16 protein-coding genes and 2 tRNA genes are annotated in these 22255 nt (G+C 58.3%); 11 read left to right on the top strand and 7 right to left on the bottom strand.

The genetic code is table 11. From position 1 onward, the window contains the following. The first annotated feature begins 14 nt into the window (after positions 1 to 14). The 6 genes from cysM (at position 15) to GQF00_RS04715 (ending at position 7586) form a co-directional block, all read left to right on the top strand. Positions 15 to 920: a cysteine synthase CysM gene (gene cysM, locus GQF00_RS04740; protein WP_161318325.1), complete on the top strand. Its 906-nt coding sequence runs from the start codon at positions 15 to 17 to the stop codon at positions 918 to 920. After that, on the top strand, positions 917 to 1687 hold the full coding sequence (locus GQF00_RS04735) for a 3'-5' exonuclease (protein ID WP_161318023.1): 771 nt from the start codon (positions 917 to 919) through the stop codon (positions 1685 to 1687). The genes cysM and GQF00_RS04735 overlap by 4 nt, the downstream gene beginning before the upstream one ends. A 117-nt stretch (positions 1688 to 1804) precedes the next feature. Further along, positions 1805 to 3145 carry a 23S rRNA (uracil(1939)-C(5))-methyltransferase RlmD gene (rlmD, locus tag GQF00_RS04730; RefSeq protein ID WP_161318022.1) on the top strand — a complete coding sequence of 447 codons (1341 nt, stop codon included), beginning with the start codon at positions 1805 to 1807 and terminating at the stop codon, positions 3143 to 3145. Positions 3146 to 3240: 95 nt separating this feature from the next. Beyond that, a complete protein-coding gene (gene relA / locus GQF00_RS04725) occupies positions 3241 to 5478 on the top strand; it encodes a GTP diphosphokinase (RefSeq protein WP_161318021.1) in 2238 nt (745 codons plus the stop codon). Positions 5479 to 5616: 138 nt separating this feature from the next. Continuing rightward, positions 5617 to 6399, top strand: a complete 783-nt coding sequence (mazG, locus tag GQF00_RS04720) for a nucleoside triphosphate pyrophosphohydrolase (protein ID WP_161318020.1) — start codon at positions 5617 to 5619, stop codon at positions 6397 to 6399. Between the two features lie 173 nt (positions 6400 to 6572). Beyond that, the gene (locus GQF00_RS04715) at positions 6573 to 7586 is read left to right on the top strand and encodes a porin (RefSeq protein ID WP_161318019.1); all 1014 of its coding nucleotides are present in this window, start codon (positions 6573 to 6575) and stop codon (positions 7584 to 7586) included. Between the two features lie 422 nt (positions 7587 to 8008). Here GQF00_RS04715 and GQF00_RS04710 read toward each other — a convergent pair whose 3' ends face one another. From GQF00_RS04710 to GQF00_RS04680, 7 genes are all read right to left on the bottom strand, one after another. Then, entirely contained in the window at positions 8009 to 9838 is a 1830-nt protein-coding gene (locus GQF00_RS04710; protein WP_161318018.1) for a long-chain-acyl-CoA synthetase, read from the bottom strand. 245 nt (positions 9839 to 10083) lie between these two features. Then, entirely contained in the window at positions 10084 to 12051 is a 1968-nt protein-coding gene (locus tag GQF00_RS04705) for an acetyl/propionyl/methylcrotonyl-CoA carboxylase subunit alpha (RefSeq protein WP_161318017.1), read from the bottom strand. Between the two features lie 191 nt (positions 12052 to 12242). Then, complete coding sequence (locus tag GQF00_RS04700; protein WP_161318016.1) at positions 12243 to 13049, bottom strand: enoyl-CoA hydratase/isomerase family protein; 807 nt, start codon at positions 13047 to 13049, stop codon at positions 12243 to 12245. A 208-nt stretch (positions 13050 to 13257) separates the two neighbouring features. Further along, on the bottom strand, positions 13258 to 14415 hold the full coding sequence (locus tag GQF00_RS04695) for an acyl-CoA dehydrogenase family protein (RefSeq protein WP_161318015.1): 1158 nt from the start codon (positions 14413 to 14415) through the stop codon (positions 13258 to 13260). Positions 14416 to 14558: 143 nt separating this feature from the next. After that, positions 14559 to 16169, bottom strand: a complete 1611-nt coding sequence (locus tag GQF00_RS04690; RefSeq protein WP_161318014.1) for an acyl-CoA carboxylase subunit beta — start codon at positions 16167 to 16169, stop codon at positions 14559 to 14561. After that, positions 16169 to 17038 carry an SDR family oxidoreductase gene (locus GQF00_RS04685; protein ID WP_161318013.1) on the bottom strand — a complete coding sequence of 290 codons (870 nt, stop codon included), beginning with the start codon at positions 17036 to 17038 and terminating at the stop codon, positions 16169 to 16171. The genes GQF00_RS04690 and GQF00_RS04685 overlap by 1 nt, the downstream gene beginning before the upstream one ends. Before the next feature lie 63 nt (positions 17039 to 17101). Then, a complete protein-coding gene (locus GQF00_RS04680) occupies positions 17102 to 18886 on the bottom strand; it encodes an acyclic terpene utilization AtuA family protein (protein ID WP_161318012.1) in 1785 nt (594 codons plus the stop codon). 159 nt (positions 18887 to 19045) lie between these two features. Between GQF00_RS04680 and GQF00_RS04675 the strand changes: the two genes are divergently transcribed. From GQF00_RS04675 to GQF00_RS04655, 5 genes are all read left to right on the top strand, one after another. Continuing rightward, a complete protein-coding gene (locus GQF00_RS04675; RefSeq protein WP_161318011.1) occupies positions 19046 to 19639 on the top strand; it encodes a TetR/AcrR family transcriptional regulator in 594 nt (197 codons plus the stop codon). Beyond that, on the top strand, positions 19636 to 19824 hold the full coding sequence (locus GQF00_RS04670; RefSeq protein ID WP_161318010.1) for a hypothetical protein: 189 nt from the start codon (positions 19636 to 19638) through the stop codon (positions 19822 to 19824). The genes GQF00_RS04675 and GQF00_RS04670 overlap by 4 nt, the downstream gene beginning before the upstream one ends. A 152-nt stretch (positions 19825 to 19976) precedes the next feature. Continuing rightward, positions 19977 to 20052: transfer RNA gene (locus GQF00_RS04665), tRNA-Val, on the top strand. 28 nt (positions 20053 to 20080) lie between these two features. Continuing rightward, positions 20081 to 20157, top strand: a tRNA-Asp gene (locus GQF00_RS04660). Between the two features lie 721 nt (positions 20158 to 20878). Continuing rightward, complete coding sequence (locus GQF00_RS04655) at positions 20879 to 22246, top strand: hypothetical protein (protein ID WP_161318009.1); 1368 nt, start codon at positions 20879 to 20881, stop codon at positions 22244 to 22246. Positions 22247 to 22255: the final 9 nt, after the last annotated feature.

Raw genomic sequence — 22255 nt, 5'->3', positions numbered from 1 at the left:
GTACAATTCGCGCCATGAATCTGAAAACCATCGAACAGACTGTGGGCAACACGCCCCTGGTACGCCTGCAGCGGATGCCGGGCGAGACCACCAATACCATTCTGGTGAAGCTGGAAGGGAATAATCCGGCAGGGTCCGTGAAGGATCGCCCGGCCCTGAACATGATCCTCAAGGCAGAAGCCCGTGGCGAGATCCGGCCCGGCGACACCTTGATCGAAGCCACCAGCGGCAATACCGGTATTGCCCTGGCCATGGCAGCTGCCATGCGTGGTTACCGGATGAAGCTGATCATGCCGGCCAACCAGAGTCAGGAGCGCCGTGATGCCATGGCCGCTTATGGCGCCGAGCTGATTTCCGTGAGCAAGGAAGAGGGTATGGAAGGGGCGCGGGATCTGGCCCAGGCCATGCAGGCCCGTGGGGAAGGGCGGGTGCTTGATCAGTTTGCCAACCCGGATAATCCGCTGGCCCATTACGAAAGTACCGGCCCGGAAATCTGGCGTGATACGGAGGGCGGGGTTACTCACTTCGTCAGTTCCATGGGGACCACCGGTACCATCATGGGGTGCAGCATGTACCTCAAGGAACAGAATCCGGACATCCAGATTGTGGGTCTGCAGCCCACGGAAGGTTCGGCGATTCCCGGTATCCGTCGCTGGCCGAAGGAATACCTGCCCTCCATCTATGACGACCGTCGTGTAGACCTGGTCATGGATATGGATCAGGCACTGGCGGAACAGACCATGCGCCGGCTGGCCCGCGAAGAGGGCATCTGCTGCGGTGTATCGTCCGGCGGTGCTGTGGCGGGGGCGCTACGCCTCAGCGAACAGCTGGAGAATGCGGTGATTGTCGCCATCATCTGCGATCGCGGTGATCGCTATCTTTCCACCGGCGTCTTTCAGGCAAGTGAGGAGCAGGCATGAACGTACTGGTATTCGATATTGAGACCATTCCGGACCTGGAGGGCGGCCGCAAGATTTACGATCTGGATGGGCTCAGCGACAAGGACACCGCAAGCGCCTTGTTCAACCTGCGCCGCCAGGAAAACGGCACCGAATTTTTGCGATTGCACCTGCACCGCATCGTGGCGATTTCCGTGGTACTGCGCTCTGCACAGGGCATCAAGGTCTGGTCCCTGGGGGATGAAGACAGCACCGAGAAGGAGCTGATTGAGCGCTTTTATGACGGCATCGAACGGTTCACTCCGAACCTGGTGAGCTGGAACGGCGGTGGCTTCGACCTGCCGGTGCTCCATTACCGCGCGCTCAGGCATGGTGTGCAGGCCCGCCGTTACTGGGAAAGCGGCAATGAAGACTCCAGCTTCAAGTGGAACAACTACCTCAGTCGTTATCATCAGCGTCATCTGGACCTGATGGATGTGCTGGCCATGTACAATGGCCGCGCCAATGCGCCGCTGGATCAGATCGCTACCCTGCTGGGGTTCCCCGGCAAGATGGGTATGAGCGGCGCCAAGGTATTTGATGCCTTCCAGGACGGTGACATCAAGGGGATTCGTGATTACTGCGAAACCGATGTGCTTAATACTTGGTTGGTCTATGTGCGCTTCCTGCTCATGCGAGGGGATCTGGATCCAGTCGGCTATGAGCAAGAGTTGAGCCTGTTGAAAGACTACCTTGCCGAAGAAGGCCTGCCGCATTTCCAGTCTTTCCTTGATAGCTGGCAGGGGTGAACCCCGGCGGAGATTGACTGACGCCAATTTCCACCCTGCCCATACGCTCCACCCGTATATGAACCGTAGTGCGGAAGTTGGCGTCAGCCAATCTCTGCCATCAACGTTGAGAATTTCATGGCACGTAAACGCAAGCCTCTTCCGGAAACCCCGGAACCCGCCAGCATTGAATCCCTGAGTCACGATGGCCGGGGCATTGCCCGTCGGGATGGCAAAACTACCTTTATCGACAACGCCCTGCCCGGTGAAGAGGTGATGTTCAAGTTCACCTATATGCGCAAGAAGTTCGATGAAGGCAAGGCGGTAGAAATCGTCAAGGCTTCACCGGATCGGGTGACGCCGCCCTGTGAACACAGCAATTTGTGTGGCGGCTGTAGCCTGCAGCACATGAGCCCGGAGGTACAGATTGCCCGCAAGGAAGCGGTGCTGCGCGAGCAATTGCAGCACTTTGGTGGTCTCGAGCCCAAGGAATGGCTGGCGCCGTTGACCGGCCCGGTGACTGGCTACCGCAGCAAGGCGCGCATGGGTGTGAAGTATGTGGAAGCCAAGGATGAAACCCTGGTGGGCTTCCGGGAAAAGCGCAACAGCTTCATCGCCCAGCTGCATGGCTGTGAGGTTCTGGTGCCGCAGGTGGGGCATCGCCTTGATGAATTGCGTGCCCTCATGCACAGCCTGCAAAGCCGCTCTCGCATTCCGCAGATTGAGCTGGCGGCTGGCGATGAGATCGTGGCATTGATCATTCGTCATCTGGATCCGTTGCCGGAAGATGATCAACAGGCGCTACTGGCGTTCTGTCAGCCCCTTGGCTGGCATCTGTATCTGCAACCGGGCAATGAAAGTACGGTGCATCGTATCTGGCCGGCGCTCACCGGCGCAGAGCACGAAGAGCGGCTTTACTACCGCCATCCCTCGGCGGATGTGGAGCTGGCCTTCCATCCCACGGATTTCACCCAGGTGAACGGCGAGATCAACCGCAAGATGGTGCCGTTGGCACTGGATTTGCTGGATATAGCGCCGGAGCACACCGTGTTGGATCTGTTCTGTGGGCTGGGTAACTTCACCATTCCTGCCGCAAAGCGGGCTGCTAAAGTGGTAGGCGTGGAGGTCAGTCAGGCCATGGTCAAGCGAGGCTATGAAAACGCCGCCCGTAACGGCCTGAATAATCTGGACTTTCATGCCTGGGATCTGAGCCAGGACATTGCAGGGCAGGCGTGGGCGTCAAAGGCGTATGATCGTATTCTGATTGATCCACCCCGCACCGGTGCGTTGGAGATGATTAAATTGATGCCCCGGTTTGGTGCAAAAAAGATTGTGTATGTTTCCTGCAACCCGGCAACGTTGGCGAGGGACGCTGGGGAACTCACCGCCCTGGGATACCGTCTCAAGGCGGCGGGCGTGATGGACATGTTTCCGCATACCACCCATGTGGAGTCCATCGCGTTGTTTGAAAAGAAATAATAAGCGCCGGACGCCTGATACCGGACCCCTGACGCGGAGTGACCCTCAGCGTTCTGTGTTCGGCTCCCAGCATCCTGCGCCTCGGAGAGGCTTTAATGGTAACTGTTCGTCGTCAGCCTGAAGGGGCGGCAAGTCACTGGCGTGACTGGCTGGCCCAGTTGGAATCCCGCGCGCCCCTGCGAAACCGGGAGCAGCTGGAACTCGCCTGTGAGCGGGCGGAACAATGCCAGCAGGCTGGAGAGGCGGCAGGGCGCCACTGGCCCTATGGCAAGGGCTGTCTGGACATCGGCCTGGAAATGGCCGAGGTACTGGTGGATCTGGGCGCGGATACCGATGTGCTGCCCTCGGCGGTGCTTTACCGGGCAGTGCGCGAAGGGCAAATGTCCCTGCTGGAAGTGGAAAAGGAGTTCGGCCCGGATCTGGCTCGCCTGATCGAAGGCGTGCTGCGCATGGCGGCCATCAGTACGTCGCTGAATCCCACCCGCAAGGCGGTGCTGGGTCAGCAGGATGGCCAGCTCGATAACATGCGAAAAATGCTGGTGGCCATGGTGGACGATGTCCGCGTGGCGTTGGTGAAGCTGGCTGAACGGACGGTCATTATCCGGGCCGTAAAAGAGGCTGAGCCGGATCGGCAGCGCAAGGTGGCTCAGGAAATCTTCGATATCTATGCCCCGCTGGCGCACCGACTGGGGGTTGGCCAGCTCAAGTGGGAACTTGAGGATTTGTCTTTCCGCTACCTGCAACCCGGTGCCTACAAGAAAATCGCCAAGTTGCTGGATGAAAAGCGGCTGGACCGCGAAGAGTACATTCAGGATGTGCTTGAGCAGCTACGGGGGTATCTGGAAGAAAGCGGTATCCACGGGGCCGAAGTGCACGGCCGCGCCAAGCACATCTACAGCATCTGGCGGAAGATGCAGAAAAAGCATCTGGATTTTGGTGAGGTCTACGATGTTCGCGCTGTGCGTATTCTGGTGCCGGAAGTGCGTGACTGCTATGCCGCCCTGGGTATCGTCCACTCCCTGTGGAAGCATGTTCCCAAGGAATTCGACGACTATATTGCCAGCCCCAAGGGCAACGGTTACCAGAGCCTGCATACCGCGGTAGTCGGCCCGGAACGCAAGATGCTGGAAGTGCAGATCCGTACCTTTGATATGCACGAAGAGGCGGAGCTGGGCGTGTGTGCCCACTGGCGCTACAAGGAAGGCGCCAAGAAAGGCAAGGGCGGCGTCAGCGATTATGAGCAGCGTATTGCGTGGCTGCGGCAGGTGCTCGAGTGGCACGAAGAGCTGGGCGATGACAGCCCGGATACCATGGTGGATGAGTTGCGCCATGGCATGGCCAGCGATCGGGTTTATGTATTTACCCCGGAAGGCCACGTGGTGGATCTGGAGTCCGGTGCCACCCCGGTGGACTTTGCTTATCACATTCATACCGAAGTGGGTCATCGCTGCCGTGGGGCCAAGGTTAACGGCCATATTGTGCCGCTCAATTACACTCTGAATACCGGTGAGCAGGTCTCCATTCTTACGACAAAGGAAGGGGGGCCAAGCCGCGACTGGCTGACCCCGTCCCTGGGCTATGTGGCGACCTCCTCTGCCCGTGCCCGTATTCAGCAATGGTTCAAAAAGCAGGATCGTGACGTACACATTACCCAGGGCCGGGCGATTCTCGAGAAGGAGATGTCCCGCCTGGCTCTGGAAAAGGTGGACCTGAATGAACTGGCGCCGCATCTGAACCTGAAGAGCGGGGACGATGTGCTGGCGGCCCTCGGGGCCGGAGATCTGCGTCCCGGCCATGTGGTCAATCAGGTGCAGTCCCTCCAGCCTGATGACAGCCAGCAGGAGCTGGACTTTGTGCCCTCCCGCCCCAAGGCCACCCAGAGTGGTGATGTGACCATCCAGGGCGTAGGTAATTTGCTCACCCATATGGCGGGCTGTTGCCAGCCGGTGCCGGGCGATCAAGTCATGGGGTTCATTACTCAGGGGCGGGGAGTCACCGTACACCGGGCGGACTGTGAAAAGCTGCTGGCCATGCAGAGTGATGATCCCAACCGGGTGATTGAGGTGAGCTGGGGGGAGGCAGACCGGATTACCTACCCGGTGGACATCTTCCTGCGCGCCTGGGATCGCCAGGGGCTGCTCAAGGACGTGATTGCGGTTCTGGCCAACGAGAAGGTGAATGTCACTGCGGTGCACACCCAGTCCCACCAGGACGACAACACCGCCACCATGCTCCTCACCCTGGAAATCGCCTCCCTGGGTAACCTGGGCAAGGTGCTGGCCAAGATGGACCAGCTCAAGGGTGTGCTTGAAGTGCGGCGCTACAAGAAGTAGCAGTTAATAATTAATAATGAATAGTTAATAACGGAACCCGAAGGGCAATCTCGCACGTTGGGTTTTGTCCTTCGCTATTAATTATTCATTCCGGTCCTGCGTAATTCGCACGTTCGGCCGCTATCAGCAGGGGAAAGCATGCCTACCACTCCCATAACCCGGCTTCTTGAGATCATGGCCCAACTTCGTGACCCGGAGTCCGGTTGCCCCTGGGATATTAAACAGGACTTTGATTCCATCGCCCCCTATACCATTGAGGAAGCCTTCGAGGTGGCAGAGGCGATCGCCCAGCGGGATTACCCGGAGCTGAAGGAAGAACTGGGTGATTTGCTGTTGCAGGTAGTGTTCCACTCTCAGATAGCTCGCGAGCAGGGTCTGTTTGATTTCAATGATGTGGTGCAGGTGCTGTGCGACAAGATGGTTCGGCGCCACCCCCATGTGTTTGGGGATGACCCTGCTGCGGACGAGCAGGCGGTGAAAGCCAACTGGGAGCAGATCAAGCAGCAGGAGCGGGCGTCAAAGGGCAGGGACCATGACAGTGCGCTGGATGGTGTCCCAGCGGGCATGCCTGCCTTGCAGCGAGCCGCAAAGATCCAGAAGAAGGCCGCCAAAGTGGGGTTCGATTGGCCGGAGGTTGCGCCGGTGCGTGAACAGGTGAATCTGGAGCTGGCGGAACTGGATGAAGCGCTGCAGAACGGTCACAAGGAAGCCATCGAAGATGAGCTTGGTGATGTCATATTTACCCTGGTGAACCTTTCCCGCCACCTGAAAATCGACCCCGAACAGGCCTTAAGAAAAGCCTCCGCCAAATTTGAGAAACGATTCCGTGCCATGGAACGGGACCATCCAGAGCCCCTGGATTCACTGGACCCGGAGACCCTTGAGCTGGCCTGGCAGGCAGCGAAAAAAAATGCACGATGACCTGTCGAAGCTGCCCCGCGTTCCCGTGAAATAAAAACTTCACATAAGAGCAACTTTTCCGTCATTACCTCTCCCCATACTGCCCTCCCAAGCAGAAGCGATGCTTAAAAGACAGGGCGTCAGCCTGATTGACCCCTGCTGATTACATATTGCCTGATTGAAGGAGTGTTGGAATGAAGAAGAATTTGCTTGCGATCGCTGTGGGGGCTGCCGTAGCCATGCCTGGTCTGGCCCTGGCTGATGGTCCGACCGTTTACGGTAAAGTTAACATTTCCCTGGAAAACGCCAAGGTCGATCCGGAGCCGGCAGCGCCGAAGAACGAAGACAAGTGGGAGCTGAACAGCAACGCTTCCCGTCTGGGTGTTAAAGGTGATTTCGATCTGGACGTGGCTGGCCTGAAAGCCATCTACCAGGCTGAATTCGAAATCAACGTTGATGACGGCGACAAGGGTGGCCAGACCATCACCCAGCGTAACATCTACGGTGGCCTGGAAGGCGGTTTCGGTACCCTGAAAGCGGGTAAATTCGACACTCCCACCAAGAAAGCCCAGGGTAAAATCGACCAGTTCAACGATATCGGTGGTGATATCAAGAACATCCTGGCGGGTGAAAACCGTGCTTCCAACATCATTCAGTACAGCACTCCCAAGCTGGCTGACATGCTGACCCTGAACGCAGCGTTCATCCCCAACGAAGACAGCGATGATTTCGATGGCGATGGCGAGAACGAAAACGGCCTGACCGACACCATCTCTGTATCTCTGGTGGCTGAAAAGGACATGTTCTTCGGTGCCATCTCTCACGATGCCGACATGGAAGATGAACTGGTATCCGATGAAACCGGTACCAGCGTGACTCTGGACATCACCCGCGCCGCCGTAGGCTTCAAGCCGGGCAACCTGGAACTGGGTCTGCTCTACCAGATGGCTGAAGAGACCGAAGGTGATGGTGAAGAAGATTCCGTAGTGGCCAGTGCCGCCTTCAAGATTGATCGCGTGAAGCTGAAAGCCCAGTACGGCATGACCGAAGGCGACGTGTCTGAAGAAGAAGTGACTCAGCTGAGCCTGGGCGCCGACTACAAACTGGCTAAAGCCAGCAAAGTCTACGCTTACGGTACCCAGCTTGAGTTCGACGTGGCTGACACTGAAGAGACCATCTTCGGTATCGGCATGGAACACAAGTTCTAAAATAATAAGGCCGGGTACCTTGTTACGAGGTGTCCCGGCCAGTATTTCCTCGACGCAAGTGACAGCTGCCCGCCTTTATGGCGGGCTTTTTTTATTGGGCCGCTCTGCGGCTGCACCCCTGAGAAAAATAACCGGGGTTACCTCCCTGTGAGAGCCGGGTTGCACACGAACCTCGTCTTTGCCTGTAGGAGCTTGCTTGCAGGCGAATGTCGCCTGAAACCAAAGCCTTGTATCCCGGGGCACCCAGAGCCGCAGGGGGGCTCGATTCCTTGTTTCTGTGAACGCTGTGGTACGCCTTGCGATTTTGCTTCGTACAGCGTGCTACTCCCGCCTGGCGGGCACAAAAAAGGCCGCCCTGTAACCAGGGCGGCCTTTTTATTTGCCTGCGTATGAAGCGTCAGGCGTGATGGTTGCGGCGTTTCCTAGAAACGATATTCACCGCCATCAATGCCTTTCTGGGTTTCTTCACTCAGCTGCTTGTAGCAGGACTCGCCGGGCAGCAGGGCATACACAGGGTTGTCCTGCTGGGCCAGATCGTACTTCTGCTCCTTGAGCTTGTTTTTCTGGTGTTTGAAGGTCCCGGTGGTTTCCATCTCCTGCTCATTGATACGCAGGAATACAGGAATCGCGTACGGGGGCAGCTCCTGCTTCATGTAATCACACAGGCCCTGGAAATCGAACTCGTCGTGGCTGCAGGTCAGACGTACCTGCGCCATGCCGGCTCGACCGTTGGTGTTAGGGATTTCTACCCCGTACACCACAGACTCCTGAATACCATCAAAACCATCCAGAATCTGCTCAACCTCGGTGGTGGATACGTTCTCGCCTTTCCAGCGGAAAGTATCCCCCAGGCGATCCACAAACTGAGCATGACGGAAGCCGATGTCGCGCATCATATCGCCCGTGTTGAACCAGGCGTCGCCTTTCTTGAAGACATCACGGAAGATGGACTTTTCTGTCTTTTCCGGGTCGGTGTAGCCGTCGAACGGGGTCTTGTCGGTAATCTCGCCGAGCATCAGGCCGGATTCGCCCTTGCCCACCTTGATCATGTTGCCGTTGCTGTTGCGGACCGGCTCATCACGTTCCTTGTCGTATTTGACGATGGCGTAGCTCACCGGTGAAAAGCCCACGGTGTTGTCAAAGTTGAACACGTTGGTGAACGCCACGTTGCCTTCGGAGGAAGCGTACAGTTCAACCACACGATCAATGCCGAAACGTTCCTTGAAGCCTTTCCAGATACTCGGGCGCAGGCCGTTGCCGACAATGGTATGGATCTGGTTGTCCTTGTCGTTGGGCTTTTCCGGTTGCTCGTGCAGGTAGCGACACAGTTCACCCACATAACCGAAAGCGGTGCAGTTGTAGCGGCGGATGTCTTCCCAGAAACGGCTGGCGGAGAACTTGCGGGAGATGACCAGGGTGCCGGCTGGCGCGATCACGGATGCCCAGCAAATCACCATGCCGGTGGCGTGGTAGAAAGGCAGGGTGGTGTAGATGCGGTCCTGCTTGTTCAGGCGCACGGCGGAGAAACCAAAGCCGCCAAAGGCCTTTTCCCAGCGGCCATGGTTGAACACGACCGCCTTTGGCAGGCCGGTGGTGCCGGAGGTGTAAATGTAGAACAGCGGGTCTCGCAGGAAGGTTTGCTTGCTGGACGCCGGGTTCTCGCTGGAGCAATCCTTGATCTCGGTGGCCAGGTTCTTGTAGCCAGCCGGAGCTTCGCCGGGGTTGTCCAGGGTGTCCTGATCAGCAAAGTAGAAGAAGTTGTCCTTCAGGTCCAGCTGGTCACGCACCTCTTCAACGGCCTCCACCAGCTCCTGGCCGACGATGGCCGCTTTCGGCTCCACCAGGTTGAAGGAATGGATCAGCACCTTGCCACGCTGGGAGGTGTTGATCAGCGCCGCACAGACGCCGAGCTTTGCACAGCCAACCACGGTGGCCAGTAGTTCCGGACGGTTCTCGATGTCCACGGCGACCGTGTCGCCTTTCTTCAGGCCGATGGAGGCCAAGTAGTCAGCGATACGGTTGGCCCAGGCATTGAACTGCTTGTAGGTAAGCTCGGTGTCCTCGTAGATCACGGCGGCGCCGTTGGGGTTCATGCTGGTGGCGCGCTCGATGGCGATACCGAGCCCGAGTGGCTTGTTGGTATCGGTGATCTTGGCCATCCGCGACCCTTTGATCATGGCCGGCAGATTGGAAACCAGTTCGGGAACCCGGGACAGAATCTGGGGCAACGTAATAATGTCTGCGCTGCTCATGGGTGCTCCAATTTGTGTGTTCTTGGGAAGGCCGGAGAGGTTCACCGGGATACAACAATGCCCTGGCTGAGGCGGAGCATAACTGTAACCCCTGACATCTCGGTCAGGCCCTGGAATTTGGCAAGCGGGGCGCTTACCTTAACCGCAGCACCAGAGCAGGGCAAGTTGCCACCTTCGTTCCAGTCCGCGGGGCGCGGGGGCTGGAACGGTTTTGGCTCAAAATGCACGGTCTTAAATTGATGCCATTATTGTGCATTGTCCCGGGCACTGTCTGTGGGTGTCAGGTTAATCAGTAGCTGTTGGCGTTTAACCTGGTCCCCGGCTTTGAGCGACAGGGATTCCACCACCCCGTCACAGTCCGCCTTGAGACTGTGCTCCATCTTCATGGCTTCCAGGCTAACCAGTACCTGGCCCTTGCTGACGGTCTCGCCTGCCTGCACCAGCACTTCGACAATGGCGCCATCCATGGGCGCGCGGATCTGACCGGAACCGGCTTGCTCGGCGCTGCCAACGGCCGCATGGGTCAGGTCCTCGAAACAGGCGGTTTGTCCCATGAATTCCAGCCACAGCTGGTTGTCATGGTGGATGGCAGCATAATGACGGCTAATCCCGTCCACGCTGATACGGTCCGGTCCGGATTCCACCAGCGTCAATGTGTTTTCGCCCAGGGTGACCTCGGTGCAATCCGGGTGATAACTGAGCGACGCCGTGGTTGTCTCACCCTGGCAGCCCAGTTGCAGGGGTTGCTGGCCCACGGAGCTGGAATGCCAGCCCGCCAGGTGGGGGTGGGTGCTGTGCTGGCGACTGAGCAGGATGGCGGCCAGCGCCCACAGGCTATCCGGCACACGGGTTTCTGAGAGACTGGTGTCGGTGGCGAAATCGTCGCCAATAAAGGCCGTGGTGGCCTGGCCCTCTGCAAATACCGGGTGGCGCAGGATGGCTGCCAGATACTGACGGTTGTCCTTTACGCCCATCAGGCGGGTGTCTTCCACCGCGCGGATAAGCCGCCGGCGAGCATCGTCACGGGTTTCACCCCAGGCAATGATCTTTGCCAGCATGGGGTCATAGTGGCTGCCGATCTGCTGACCGGGTACCAGGCCGTGGTCAATGCGCACCCCCTCGCCGGTGGCGGGTTGCCACTGCAGCACCGGGCCGGTTTGCGGCATGTAGTTCTGTGCCGGATCTTCCGCGTACAGGCGCACTTCCATGGCGTGGCCGGTGAGGCTGACCTGCTGCTGGGTGAGCGGCAGAGCCTCGCCACGGGCGACGCGAATCTGCCAGGCCACCAGATCCAGGCCGGTGACCAGCTCGGTGACAGGGTGTTCCACCTGCAGGCGGGTGTTCATTTCCAGAAAGTAGAACTCGCCACTGGGAGCCAGCAAAAATTCCACGGTGCCTGCGCCAACGTAGTTGCAGGCTTTGGCCGCGTTGACGGCGGCTTCGCCCATCTGCTGCCGCAGAGAGGCATCTACCGCCGGGGAGGGGGCTTCCTCCACCACTTTCTGATGACGGCGCTGCACTGAGCAGTCGCGCTCACCCAGATGGATTACGTTGCCATGGCGATCGCCAAATACCTGGATTTCCACATGGCGGGGCTGCATCACGGCCCGTTCCAGAATCAGCTCATCACTGCCAAAGGCACTGGCGGCTTCCTGACGCGCACTTTTCAGCTGGGCGGCGATCTCACTGGCATCCGTTACCACGCGCATGCCCCGGCCACCCCCACCGGCGCTGGCCTTGATCATCAATGGCAGACCAATCCGTTCTGCTTCCTTCAGCAAGGCTTTGTCGCTCTGGTCTTCGCCTTCATAGCCAGGAATGCAGGGCACCCCGGCTTCAATCATGGCGATCTTTGAGAGCCGCTTGGAGCCCATCAGGTGAATGGCGTCCTCGTCCGGGCCAATAAAGGTGATGCCGGATTCCTTACAGGCTTTGGCGAAGCCGGCATTCTCGGAGAGAAAGCCGTATCCGGGGTGTACTGCATCGGCACCGGTTTGTTGGCAGGCATCCAGCAGGGCATCTACGTTGAGGTAGGAGGCACTGGCCAGAGCTGGGCCAATGCAGATCGCCTCGTCAGCCATTTGTACATGGCGGGCACCGGCATCCGGCTTGGAATAGACCGCCACCGTCCGATAGCCCAGGGACTGTGCTGTCGCAATAACCCGGCAGGCAATTTCCCCGCGGTTGGCAATCAGGATTTTTTCAAAACTCATAATGTTCCCTTACCGGTGTTTGGGCCCGGTGGTCGTGATGCTTTTTCACCACAGAGGGCACAGAGTTCACAGAGCAAAAAAAAACGGTTCGGTTGGGCTGCAAGAGTCCACATTCTCGTCATCCCTCGGCGTTTTTGTCTGCTTATGGTTTTACTCAGTGAACTCTGTGTCCTCTGTGGTAAATCAATCTTTTAGTTGTTCCAGGACGCAGGGCGTTTTTGTACGAACGCCATGGTGCCCTCCTGGCCTTCATTGCCATTCACGGCAGCGGCAAAGTCCAGGGCCGCCTGGTCGAGCAGGGTATTCATGGGTTCGTGTCCCACTTTTAATACCAGTGCCTTGGTCACCCGGTTGGCATTGGGGGCGCACCGGCGAACTGCCCTGAGGGTGTTTTCCAGCGATGCGAGCAACCCTGCGTCATCGGCGGCCACTTCATGGACAATGCCGAGACGAAGGGCTTCCTCTCCCTTGAATCGAATGCCGGTAAGCGCAAGGCGGCGGGCTTGAGTCAGGCCAATCCGCTCCACCACAAAGGGGGCGATCTGTGCCGGAATCACCCCCAGCCCGGTTTCCGGCAGTCCGAAGGTGGCGTCTGTGTGCGCAATGGCCACATCGGAAATACAGGCCAAACCGAAACCACCGCCAAGTACGGCGCCTTCCAGCACCGTAATGATCACCTGTGGCTGCTGATTGGCAGCCGTAATCATCTCGCCGAAGCGACGGTTCAGGGAGACATACGCATCGCTGTTACCCTCAGCGGCCTTCTGACGGGCGCCGGCCATATCCTTGATGTCGCCGCCGGCACAGAAGTGGCCACCGGCACCGCGCAGCACAATGGCCCGCACCGCCGTGTCATCCTTCACCGCCTCGAACACGGCCATGAGCTCATTCACCATGGTCAGGCTCATGGCGTTACGGCTTTGTGGACGGTTCAGGGTGATATGCAGAACCGGGCCGTCCTGGTTCAGGTTCAGCGTTTCGGTTGTGGGTAAAGTCATAAATCCTCTCTACAGAGCCGCCGCAGGAACGCCGATTGAGGCGCTATTACTTAAGAGCAAGTTTCAAGTCGCAAGTTTCAACGCGAACAAGGCCGCTTTTTGTCGATGTCCGCCTTGTCCGCGCTTCATGGTCTAAGCTCGGGTAGAGCGCTCAAATTCAAAGAGGCCCAACCCGCGCCTTGCAGCTTGAAGCTTGTAGCTTGCTCCTTTACTTCTTCTTGCCCGGCAGAATGTCCATGGTCTTGCAGATAATCCCCAGCATTACTTCATCCGCGCCGCCACCGATGGAGCCCAGGCGGCCGTCCCGGTAAAGCTGGCCGGCGGGGTTTTCCCACATGAAACCATTGCCGCCCCAGTACTGCAGGCAGCTGTCTGCCACTTCACGGCTGAGACGGCCCACTTTCAGTTTGGCCATGGAGGCCAGCTGCAGGACGTCCTTGCCACCCACGTACATTTCGCAGGCGCGATAGGTGAGGGCGCGCAGGGCTTCTACTTCTGTTTGCAGTTCCGCCAGACGGAAGTGCACGCTCTGGTTGTCGATCAGTGGCATGCCGAAAACGTCTCGATCCTTGGCATAGGCAATGGTTTCGTCGATGACGTGCTGCATGCCCATCAGGCTGTTGGCGGCAGCGAACAGGCGCTCTTCCTGGAACTGCATCATCTGCATCATGAAGCCCATGCCTTCCTGACCGATCAGGTTGCGCTGGGGGACACGTACGTTGTCGAAGAACACCTGGGCGGTTTCGCTGGAACGCATGCCCAGCTTGTTGAGGGGCTTGTCCACAGTGATGCCTGCGGCATCCCTGGGAACCACGATCAGGGACTTGTTGACGTGGGGCTTGTCATCGGAAGTACAGGCCAGCAGACAGAAAAAGTCGGCACTGGGCGAGTTGGTGATCCACATCTTGGTGCCGTTGATCACATAGTCATCGCCGTCCTTTTTGGCGGTGGTCTTGGTGTTGGCCACGTCGGAACCGGCATGGGGTTCGGATACGGCAATGGATGCCACCATGTCACCGGCGATGGCAGGGGCGAGGAAATCACGACGTAATTCATCGCTGCCGAAACGGGCCAGGGCCGGAGTGGCCATATCGGTCTGTACCCCCACCGCCAGCGGCACGCCACCACAGTGCACGCGGCCCATCTCTTCACTCATTACCAGACCGTAGGAGTAATCCAGCCCCATACCGCCGAAATCGGTGGGTTTGGTTACCCCCAGCAGGCCCAGATCGCCCATCTTCTTGAACACCTCATGAATCGGAAAACGCCCGGCGTCCTCCCACTCACGGACATGGGGGTTCAGTTTCTTCTCCACAAAATTGCGGACGGTACGGCGAAGTTCTTCGTGTTCTTGAGTAAAGATCATGGTCTGATTCCTGTCGTGTTCGTTCTGTTCTGTTTGGTTGTTTGTGTTGCAACTGACGATCAGAGGGATTGCAGCTGCTGGCTACGAGCTTCGAGTTTAAGAAAAGAGTGTTTTCTCGTAGCTAGAGGCTCGCAGCTCGTCGCTTAAAGTCTTGCCACCCCGAACGCATTCGGGTGCAGTTCCCGCTGGTCTGCATCTGCACATACATCCAGTGCGTAGGCGACCACCTTGCGGGTGTCTCTTGGGTCGATGATGCCGTCGTCCCACAGCCTTGCGGTGCCGTAGAGTGCAGTGGACTGGCTGTCCAGTTTCTGGGCGGTGCTTTGTTGCAGCATATCCAGCACCTTTTCATCCGGCTCAATGCCGGCGGCGCGTTGTTTGGCTTCCGCCACGATGCGCAGCACGGTGCCTGCCTGCTGGCCACCCATCACGGCGACTTTTGAATTAGGCCAGGCAAAGATGAAGCGCGGGTCCAGGCCGCGACCACACATGGCGTAGTTGCCGGCACCGTAGGAGCCGCCGATGACCACGGAAATTTTGGGTACCCGGGCATTGGCCACCGCTTGCAGCATTTTCGAGCCGTGCTTGATAACGCCGTTCTGTTCGGCATCGGTACCCACCATGAAGCCGGTAGTGTTGTGAAGAAACAGTAGAGGCCGGCGGGTCTGGTCACACAGCTGGATAAACTGGGCAGCCTTGGCAGCACCCCGGGGGGTGATAGGGCCATTGTTGCCGATGATGCCTACCGGCTTGCCTTCAATGGTGCTCCAGCCGCACACGGTGGCGCCGTCCCACTCGTTCTTGAAATCCAGAAACTCGGAGCCGTCGACAATACGGGCAATGACTTCACGCACGTCATAGGGTTTCTTGGCATCGGCGGGAATGACGCCCAGTAGTTCCTCCGGATCATAGGCGGGAGGTTGATGTGCCGGTGCCGGTTGCGCTGCCCGTTGCCAGCCCAGCATCTTCATCAGATCTCGGGCCTGACGGATACCATCCGCATCGTTCTCCACCAGATATTCGGCCGTACCGGCAATGCCGGCGTGCATCTCTGCGCCGCCCAGTTCTTCATCGGTAGCCACTTCGCCGGTGGCGGCTTTCAGCAGGGGGGGGCCGGCCAGGAACATCTTGGCGCGGTTGCGAACCACGATCACATAATCGGACAGACCGGGCTGGTAGGCGCCGCCAGCTGTGGCGTTGCCGTGAACCACGGTAATCTGCGGCACGCCGGCGGCAGACAGGCGTGCCTGGTTGGCAAAGGTCCGGGCGCCTTCTACAAAGACGTCCGCAGCGTAGTTCAGGTTGGCACCGCCGGATTCTGACAGACTCACCACCGGCAATTTGTTTTCCAGGGCAATGCGCTGCAGGCGCAGGGTCTTGTGCAGTCCGGAGGGGGTCACCGTACCGCCCTTGATCGCCGAGTTGGAGGCGGTAACCAGACAGCGTACACCGGAGACATAACCAATTCCGGCAATGACGCCGCCGCCGGCTTCGGTGCCGTCCTTGTCGTCGTGCATCTTGTAACCGGCCAGGTTCATCAAACTGAGAAACGGTGAGCCTGGATCCAGTAATCGGGAGATCCGTTCGTTAGGCAGCAGCTGGCCGCGCTTTTCGAATTTGGGCCGCTTGCTTTCAGTAGCATCCATCACCGCTTGTTCGATGCCACGAAATTCAGCCAGTGCGGCCAGCAGGGCCTCGCGGTTCTGGCGGTATTCCTCGCTCTGGGTATCCAGCGCAGACTCGATAACTGACATTAGAGATCCTTGAAGACGTCCGGAGTGGTGGCACGGTGGAAGCCGTCAAACGGCTGGCTTTTGTCGTGGGCGGGCAGGGGGAAAATTGCCACGTTACCCTGGCTGGCCGCGCCATCAATGCGCAAGGTGTCGCCACTGATAAAGGCGGCGGCATCACTGAGCAGGAAGCAGATAGCCCCGGATACTTCCGATTCGTTGCCCATGCGCTGTAGCGGCACGGCGGCCTTGAGGGTCTTGAGGGTCTGCTTGAAACCTTCCGGGTAGGTGTCCATGCCGCTGGACATGATCCAACCAGGGGCCACCGCATTAACACGCACGCCACAGCTGCCCCATTCGTAGGCAGCGGTCTGGGTGAAGTTCACCATGCCGGCCCGGGCAGCCCCGGAGTGGCCCATGCCGGGCATGCCGCCCCACATGTCGGCGACAATGTTGACGATGGCGCCGCCGTTCTTGTTCATGCCCTGGGTGAATACTTCCCGGGCCATCAGGAAGCCACCGGTGAGGTTGGTGCGCACCACGGTCTCCCAACCTTTCTGGTTGATCAGTGCCAGCGGAGAAGGGAACTGGCCGCCGGCGTTGTTGACCAGACCATGAACGACTTCCACGGCCTTGTAGACGTCTGCCACCGTGGCCTTGACCGCTTCCTCGTCACGAATGTCACAGGAAAAACCAATGGCGCTGCCGCCATCCTCTTCAATCTCTGCGATCACCGAATCCAGTTTTTCCTGCTTGCGACCAATAAGCACCACACGGGCACCCAGGGACGCCAGCTCGTGGGCGGTACAGCGACCGATTCCGGAGCCGCCGCCGGTGACGATGATGTTCTTGCCGGCGAACAGGTCGGCTTTAAAGACGGAACGGTATGACATGGGGACTCCATTATCTATTGGTTGAAAGCGTCGTACGTCGTACGTCCGACGCTAAAATCACGTTCAGGCACCCACTTCGTCGGCGATGGCCTGGCTAACCGGAACAGGCATATCCAGCAGTTGCTGGGCGAACGCCTTGCCCTGGGGGTCAATGCGCAGGGAGGCGATGCCGCCGCCGCCCAGGGCATTTTTCAGCAGGAAGTTGAAGGCGTTCATGCCGGGCATGGCCCAGCGGCTGACGCTGCCGGTATCCGGGTCGAGCACGTGTTGCATGTAGGCCGCCACGGACTCTTCGGTGAGCGCCGCATTGATAAAAGGCAGATACTCGTTCTTGCGGGCAATGACGCCGATGTTGGCATGGTTACCCTTGTCGCCACTGCGGGCCCAGGCCAGTTTAACCAGCGGCACGGTGACGTCACCGGTGTGGCTTTCCAGGGTAGCGTCAGCAGGCAACTGGCTAGTCGCAAAGGGCTGGCCTGCGGGGATATCCACCGCAACGGTTTCGCCATTCACATCCACCGTCACCGGCACCTGGCTTTTGTTCACCAGGGTGGAGAACAGGCGGATACGCGGGAACGGTTTGGGGCGACCGCCTACCAGCCCGGAAAGTCCCGGTGCCATGCCGGTGGCTGCCTGGGCGATTTCCCGGGCGAACAGGCCCAGGGCCTTCTTGTCGTCGTGGAGGGCGGCAATCTTCACCACCACCTCGCGGGTGTCGCTGCGCTGGGCCTGGGCACCGTAGGTGCTTTCGCTGCCGAGAATTTCCAAGCTGGTTTCCCGGAACGGGGCCATGCCCAGTTGAGTGAACAGACCGCCCACTTTCTTGAGGATGGCGTCGGCCACGACCTGGCCTTTCTCGGCCGCATCGATGCCGCCCATCAGGAAGGAGGCGGTGATCTTGTTGCCATCCGGGTAGGTGGCGGACACCTTGTAACTGTCGGTGGGGGCACGCCCCCGGGCGCCGCTGACACTGACCCGGTTATCTCCCTCTTGCTCCAGCGTGACCCCGGTAAAGTCGCAGACCACATCGGGCAGCAGGTAGGCGCGGGGATCGCCAATTTCATAAACAATCTGCTCGCCCACGGTGGCGGTGCTCACCAGGCCGCCGGTGTTGGCAGGCTTGGTAATGACGAAGTGGCCATCCTCGAAGCATTCGGCAATCGGGAAGCCCATGTTGTGAAAATCAGGAACCTGGCGCCAGTCGGTGAAGTTACCGCCGGTACACTGTGCGCCACACTCAATCACGTGGCCTGCCAAGGAGCCCTGGGCGAGCTTGTCATAGTCGTCGTCGGCCCAGCCGAATTCGTGCATCAGCGGACCAAGCACCAGGACGGAATCGGCGATACGGCCGGTGAGAACGATATCGGCGCCGGCATCCAGAGCCGCCTTGATGGGCAGGGCGCCCAGATAGGCATTCATGGTCAGAGTCATGGGTGGCAAGGTCGTGCCACTGTCTATTTCCCTGGCATCGGTAAAGTCACCGCGGCGAGGATTCAGGTCGTCTCCTTCCACCAGGGCAATATTCAGTTCCACCCCGGCCTCGGCAAAGACTTTTTGCAGCGCATCGCGGCAGGCGCGCGGATTGACGCCCCCGGCGTTGCTGATCACCGTGATCTTCTTTGCCTTGATGTCCGCGGCCAGCGGGGCCATGACGTTGTTGACGAAGTCATGGGCATAGCCGGCGGTGGGGTCTTTCATGCGGGCGCCGGCCATGATGGACAGCGTCACCTCGGCCAGATAGTCGAATACCAGATAATCGATATCGGCCTGACGGACCAGTTGAAAGGCCGCGCTGTTGGTGTCGCCCCAGAAACCGGCGGCACAGCCGATGCGAATCGGATCGGTCATGTTGGCTCCATTTGCCTGTTTGAGCATGGTTCCGTAAGCTACCAAGCAAGCGCTTGGTTTGTAAAGGGTGAAGAACAGTTGAAGGTTCAACTCGTTCCTGCCTTGCCGCTACCTGCCTCAAACCGGGATAATGCGCGGCTTATATTGATGAGGGTAACAATGGCTGAATCACTGGCAATCAACGGAATTGATGATTCTCCTCGCGGGCGGTTGCTCAGTGCGGCGGCACACCTGTTTCGGGACAAGGGGTTTGATCGCACCACCGTACGGGATATTGCCGCATCCGTGGGCATCCAGAGCGGTTCCATCTTCCATCACTTCAAAAGCAAGGAGGACATCCTCTATGCCGTGATGGAAGAGGTGATTCACTTCAATACCGCGCGTCTCGAGCAGGCGGTGGCCGCGGAATCCACCGCCGAGGGCAGGCTGCGCGCGCTGATTCGCGCTGAGCTGCAGTCCATTGTTGGTGATACCGCCGAGGCCATGACGGTGATGGTCACGGAATGGCGCTGTCTCAGTGAAGACAAGCAGCGTAAAGCACTCGCCCTGCGCAGTATCTACGAACAGCTGTGGCTGGATGCTCTTAATGAGTTGCATGCGCAGGGAGCCATGAAAACCGATCCCTTTATCATGCGTCGCCTGCTTACCGGCATGACCGGCTGGGCGCCAAACTGGTTCGATCGGGACGGCCCGATGACCCTGGATGATTTGGCTGAGATCATCCTGGCCCGGGTCATTGGAGAGCAGCCATGATCGGCAATGCCATTGCCTGGGGGGAAACCGGTTACAGCATTCTTGAAGAGGGTGAGCTGAACCGCGACACCTGGGCGCTGGATGTCCACCACTACCTGATCGCCAGGCCCAACGGTGATCCGGTTCCCGGGCGCTATACGCTGGAAGAGGCCAAGGCGAAGATTGAGGCCCTGGAAAGGGAGTAGCCACGAGCTTCCAGGGGCGAGATGCTCGTGGCTCGTTGCTTTTTTAGCCGTTTCGGCCATTTTGTAGGCAAACGATCACTTTTCTGCAAAAAGCCGTTGACACCCCCGGCCCAATCCCTAAAATGGCGCCCACTTCGCAGCGACGCGAACATGGGTGATTAGCTCAGCTGGGAGAGCATCTGCCTTACAAGCAGAGGGTCGGCGGTTCGATCCCGTCATCACCCACCAGATTTTGAAAGAATTCCGAAAGGAATGTGGAGCGGTAGTTCAGTTGGTTAGAATACCGGCCTGTCACGCCGGGGGTCGCGGGTTCGAGTCCCGTCCGCTCCGCCACTATTCAGCATGAAAGGCTCTCCGAAAGGAGGGCCTTTTTTGTTTATGCGCCAGACGCCTGATATCGAATGCATAGCGCAAAGCCTCTCTTTCTCCTCTTGTGTTGTTCCCCGCCCTGGCCGCCACATCTTGATTCGTGCTATTTGGTGATTTGTCTTTGTCGGGCGTCGAGTATCAAGCGTCTGACGCCTCATTAATGAACTTGTCACGTTTGCCGTGTCTAATTCCCTGACTGCCATGTGAAATGGCGAACCAATGAAAAAAAAGGAGCAATACCATGGAAGAACTGTTTGAAGAGCGCCTTGAGGAGAGGCAGATGATGGAAAGCCTGGATGAATGGCTGGAAGACGATGGTTGGGCTGACGACGGCGAGGAACTGTAATCCTCCCGTCTCTCCCTCTCATCTGATATTCCCTTCTCCTGTCTGTCTCCCTCCTGTTGCGTTTTATCCTGATTTCCCCTGCTGGCAGAGTAGTTCCAGCTAACCCATTTTTGCGGGATATATCTCGCAACGTGATCCCGGTTGTGGTTGGCGACGCCTGACTACGGCATCCTGCACAGTCGACGAATGTGCTTTTTTTTGGGAGCCATTCAGGCCACACTTTGCTTTTGGGGCTGACTATATTTGGCAACACATTGACTCTGGGCGTCACTTTCTGGGTGTGGCACTGTGTCGTGATGTTGGCCACTTACAATAATTTCAGGGAAAGGAAAGGCACACATGTCTGCATCCGCAGTGACGTCCGAAGCCATTCTGTTTTTTGATCATCGGGGTATCAGCAAGAGCATGCTGTACTCTGATTTTGAGGCGATTCTCGATGGCATGGTGGGCGTGCCGGAGTTTGCCGATAAAGAGGTTCGCGGCGCTTACTGTCTGGTGAACGGGCACCTGAAAGTAAAGGCGATGGTGCTGTTTACCATCGATTTTGATGAAGATGGTATGGCCGATACCACCTGGAACGTACCTCTGCGCCACCTGGCTGAACACGGTGCCCAGGGGCCTGACATGGGGGCGGGGCCGATTCGCCTTGCCTGTCGCAGTCAGTGCCCGGTGGCGTGGCACCAGGATCAGTTGTGGGACCCGGGGATGAAACCGGGGGCCAACGACTTTATTGCTATTCGTGATCTGATTCTCGAGCGTGGTCCCAAGATGGGGCTGGAAATCGATGATGACATGGATACCAGCGTAGCAGTGCCTCCAGTGTTGGCCGGGCAGGCGCCCACCGTCACTCCAGACGATGACGACTCCCGCAAGAAGGAAGATGCAGAGCGTGTGCGACTGGCACGGATCATCAAAGAGTTGCGCCTGCGGGTGCAGACGATGGAAAACTCCCAGACTGAAGAAGTTGCGAAGCTACGCTATGCGGCCCAGCAAAAGGAAGAGATTCTCAATGCCCAGCTGGAGAAAGTGCTGGGGCAGTTCAAGGCCCTGAAATCCCAGAACGGTGCCCTGCGCGAGCAGAATGACTCACTCAAGGCGCAAGTACAAAGCCTGAATCGAAGTCTTGAGGAGCAGAGCCACCAGAGCGCCAACCAGGGCAGCGAACTTGAGGTGCTTACCGAACAGTACAAGCTGGCCCTGGAGCAGCGGCTGGAAGAGGAGCGGGCGAAGCTCTCAGAGCAGATCCACGCCAAGGAAATGGATGTGCTGACCCGCGATGATGTTATCGGTCAGTTAAAAGAGCAGATCAGTGAGCTCAAGCGTAACCAGGGTAAAGAAGCCAGCAGTGGCGCTCAAAAGGTGCTGGAGAAGCTGGAGGATCTTGGGCTGAGCTTTATCGCCTTTCATCCCGGCGCCGGGCATATCTCTATCCCGGCCGAGCAGATGTCAGAATACATGGATAACCCAGTGGCCTTTGCAGCACGCAAATGTCTGGTGACGGAGGATCATTATCGTGCATGGCTGGCGCACTATGAAAATCCGGTCTGCCAGGTAAGTGCAGGGGTGGACAGTCAGGTGTGTGGCAAGCGCGTCATTCGTGTGGAGGTGCCCAACCAGTTCAAGCCTGGTGTTTCGGACCGTAATGCCAACCGATGTCCGAACTGCCGGAACGACTCAGCCATCGATAATGTGCTGAAGTTCCGGTAAGCAAAATCT

The sequence above is a fragment of the Alcanivorax sp. DP30 genome (assembly GCF_009882945.1).
In the GTDB taxonomy this organism is placed as follows: Bacteria; Pseudomonadota; Gammaproteobacteria; order Pseudomonadales; family Alcanivoracaceae; genus Alcanivorax.
This window is presented reverse-complemented; position numbering and strand designations above follow the sequence as displayed.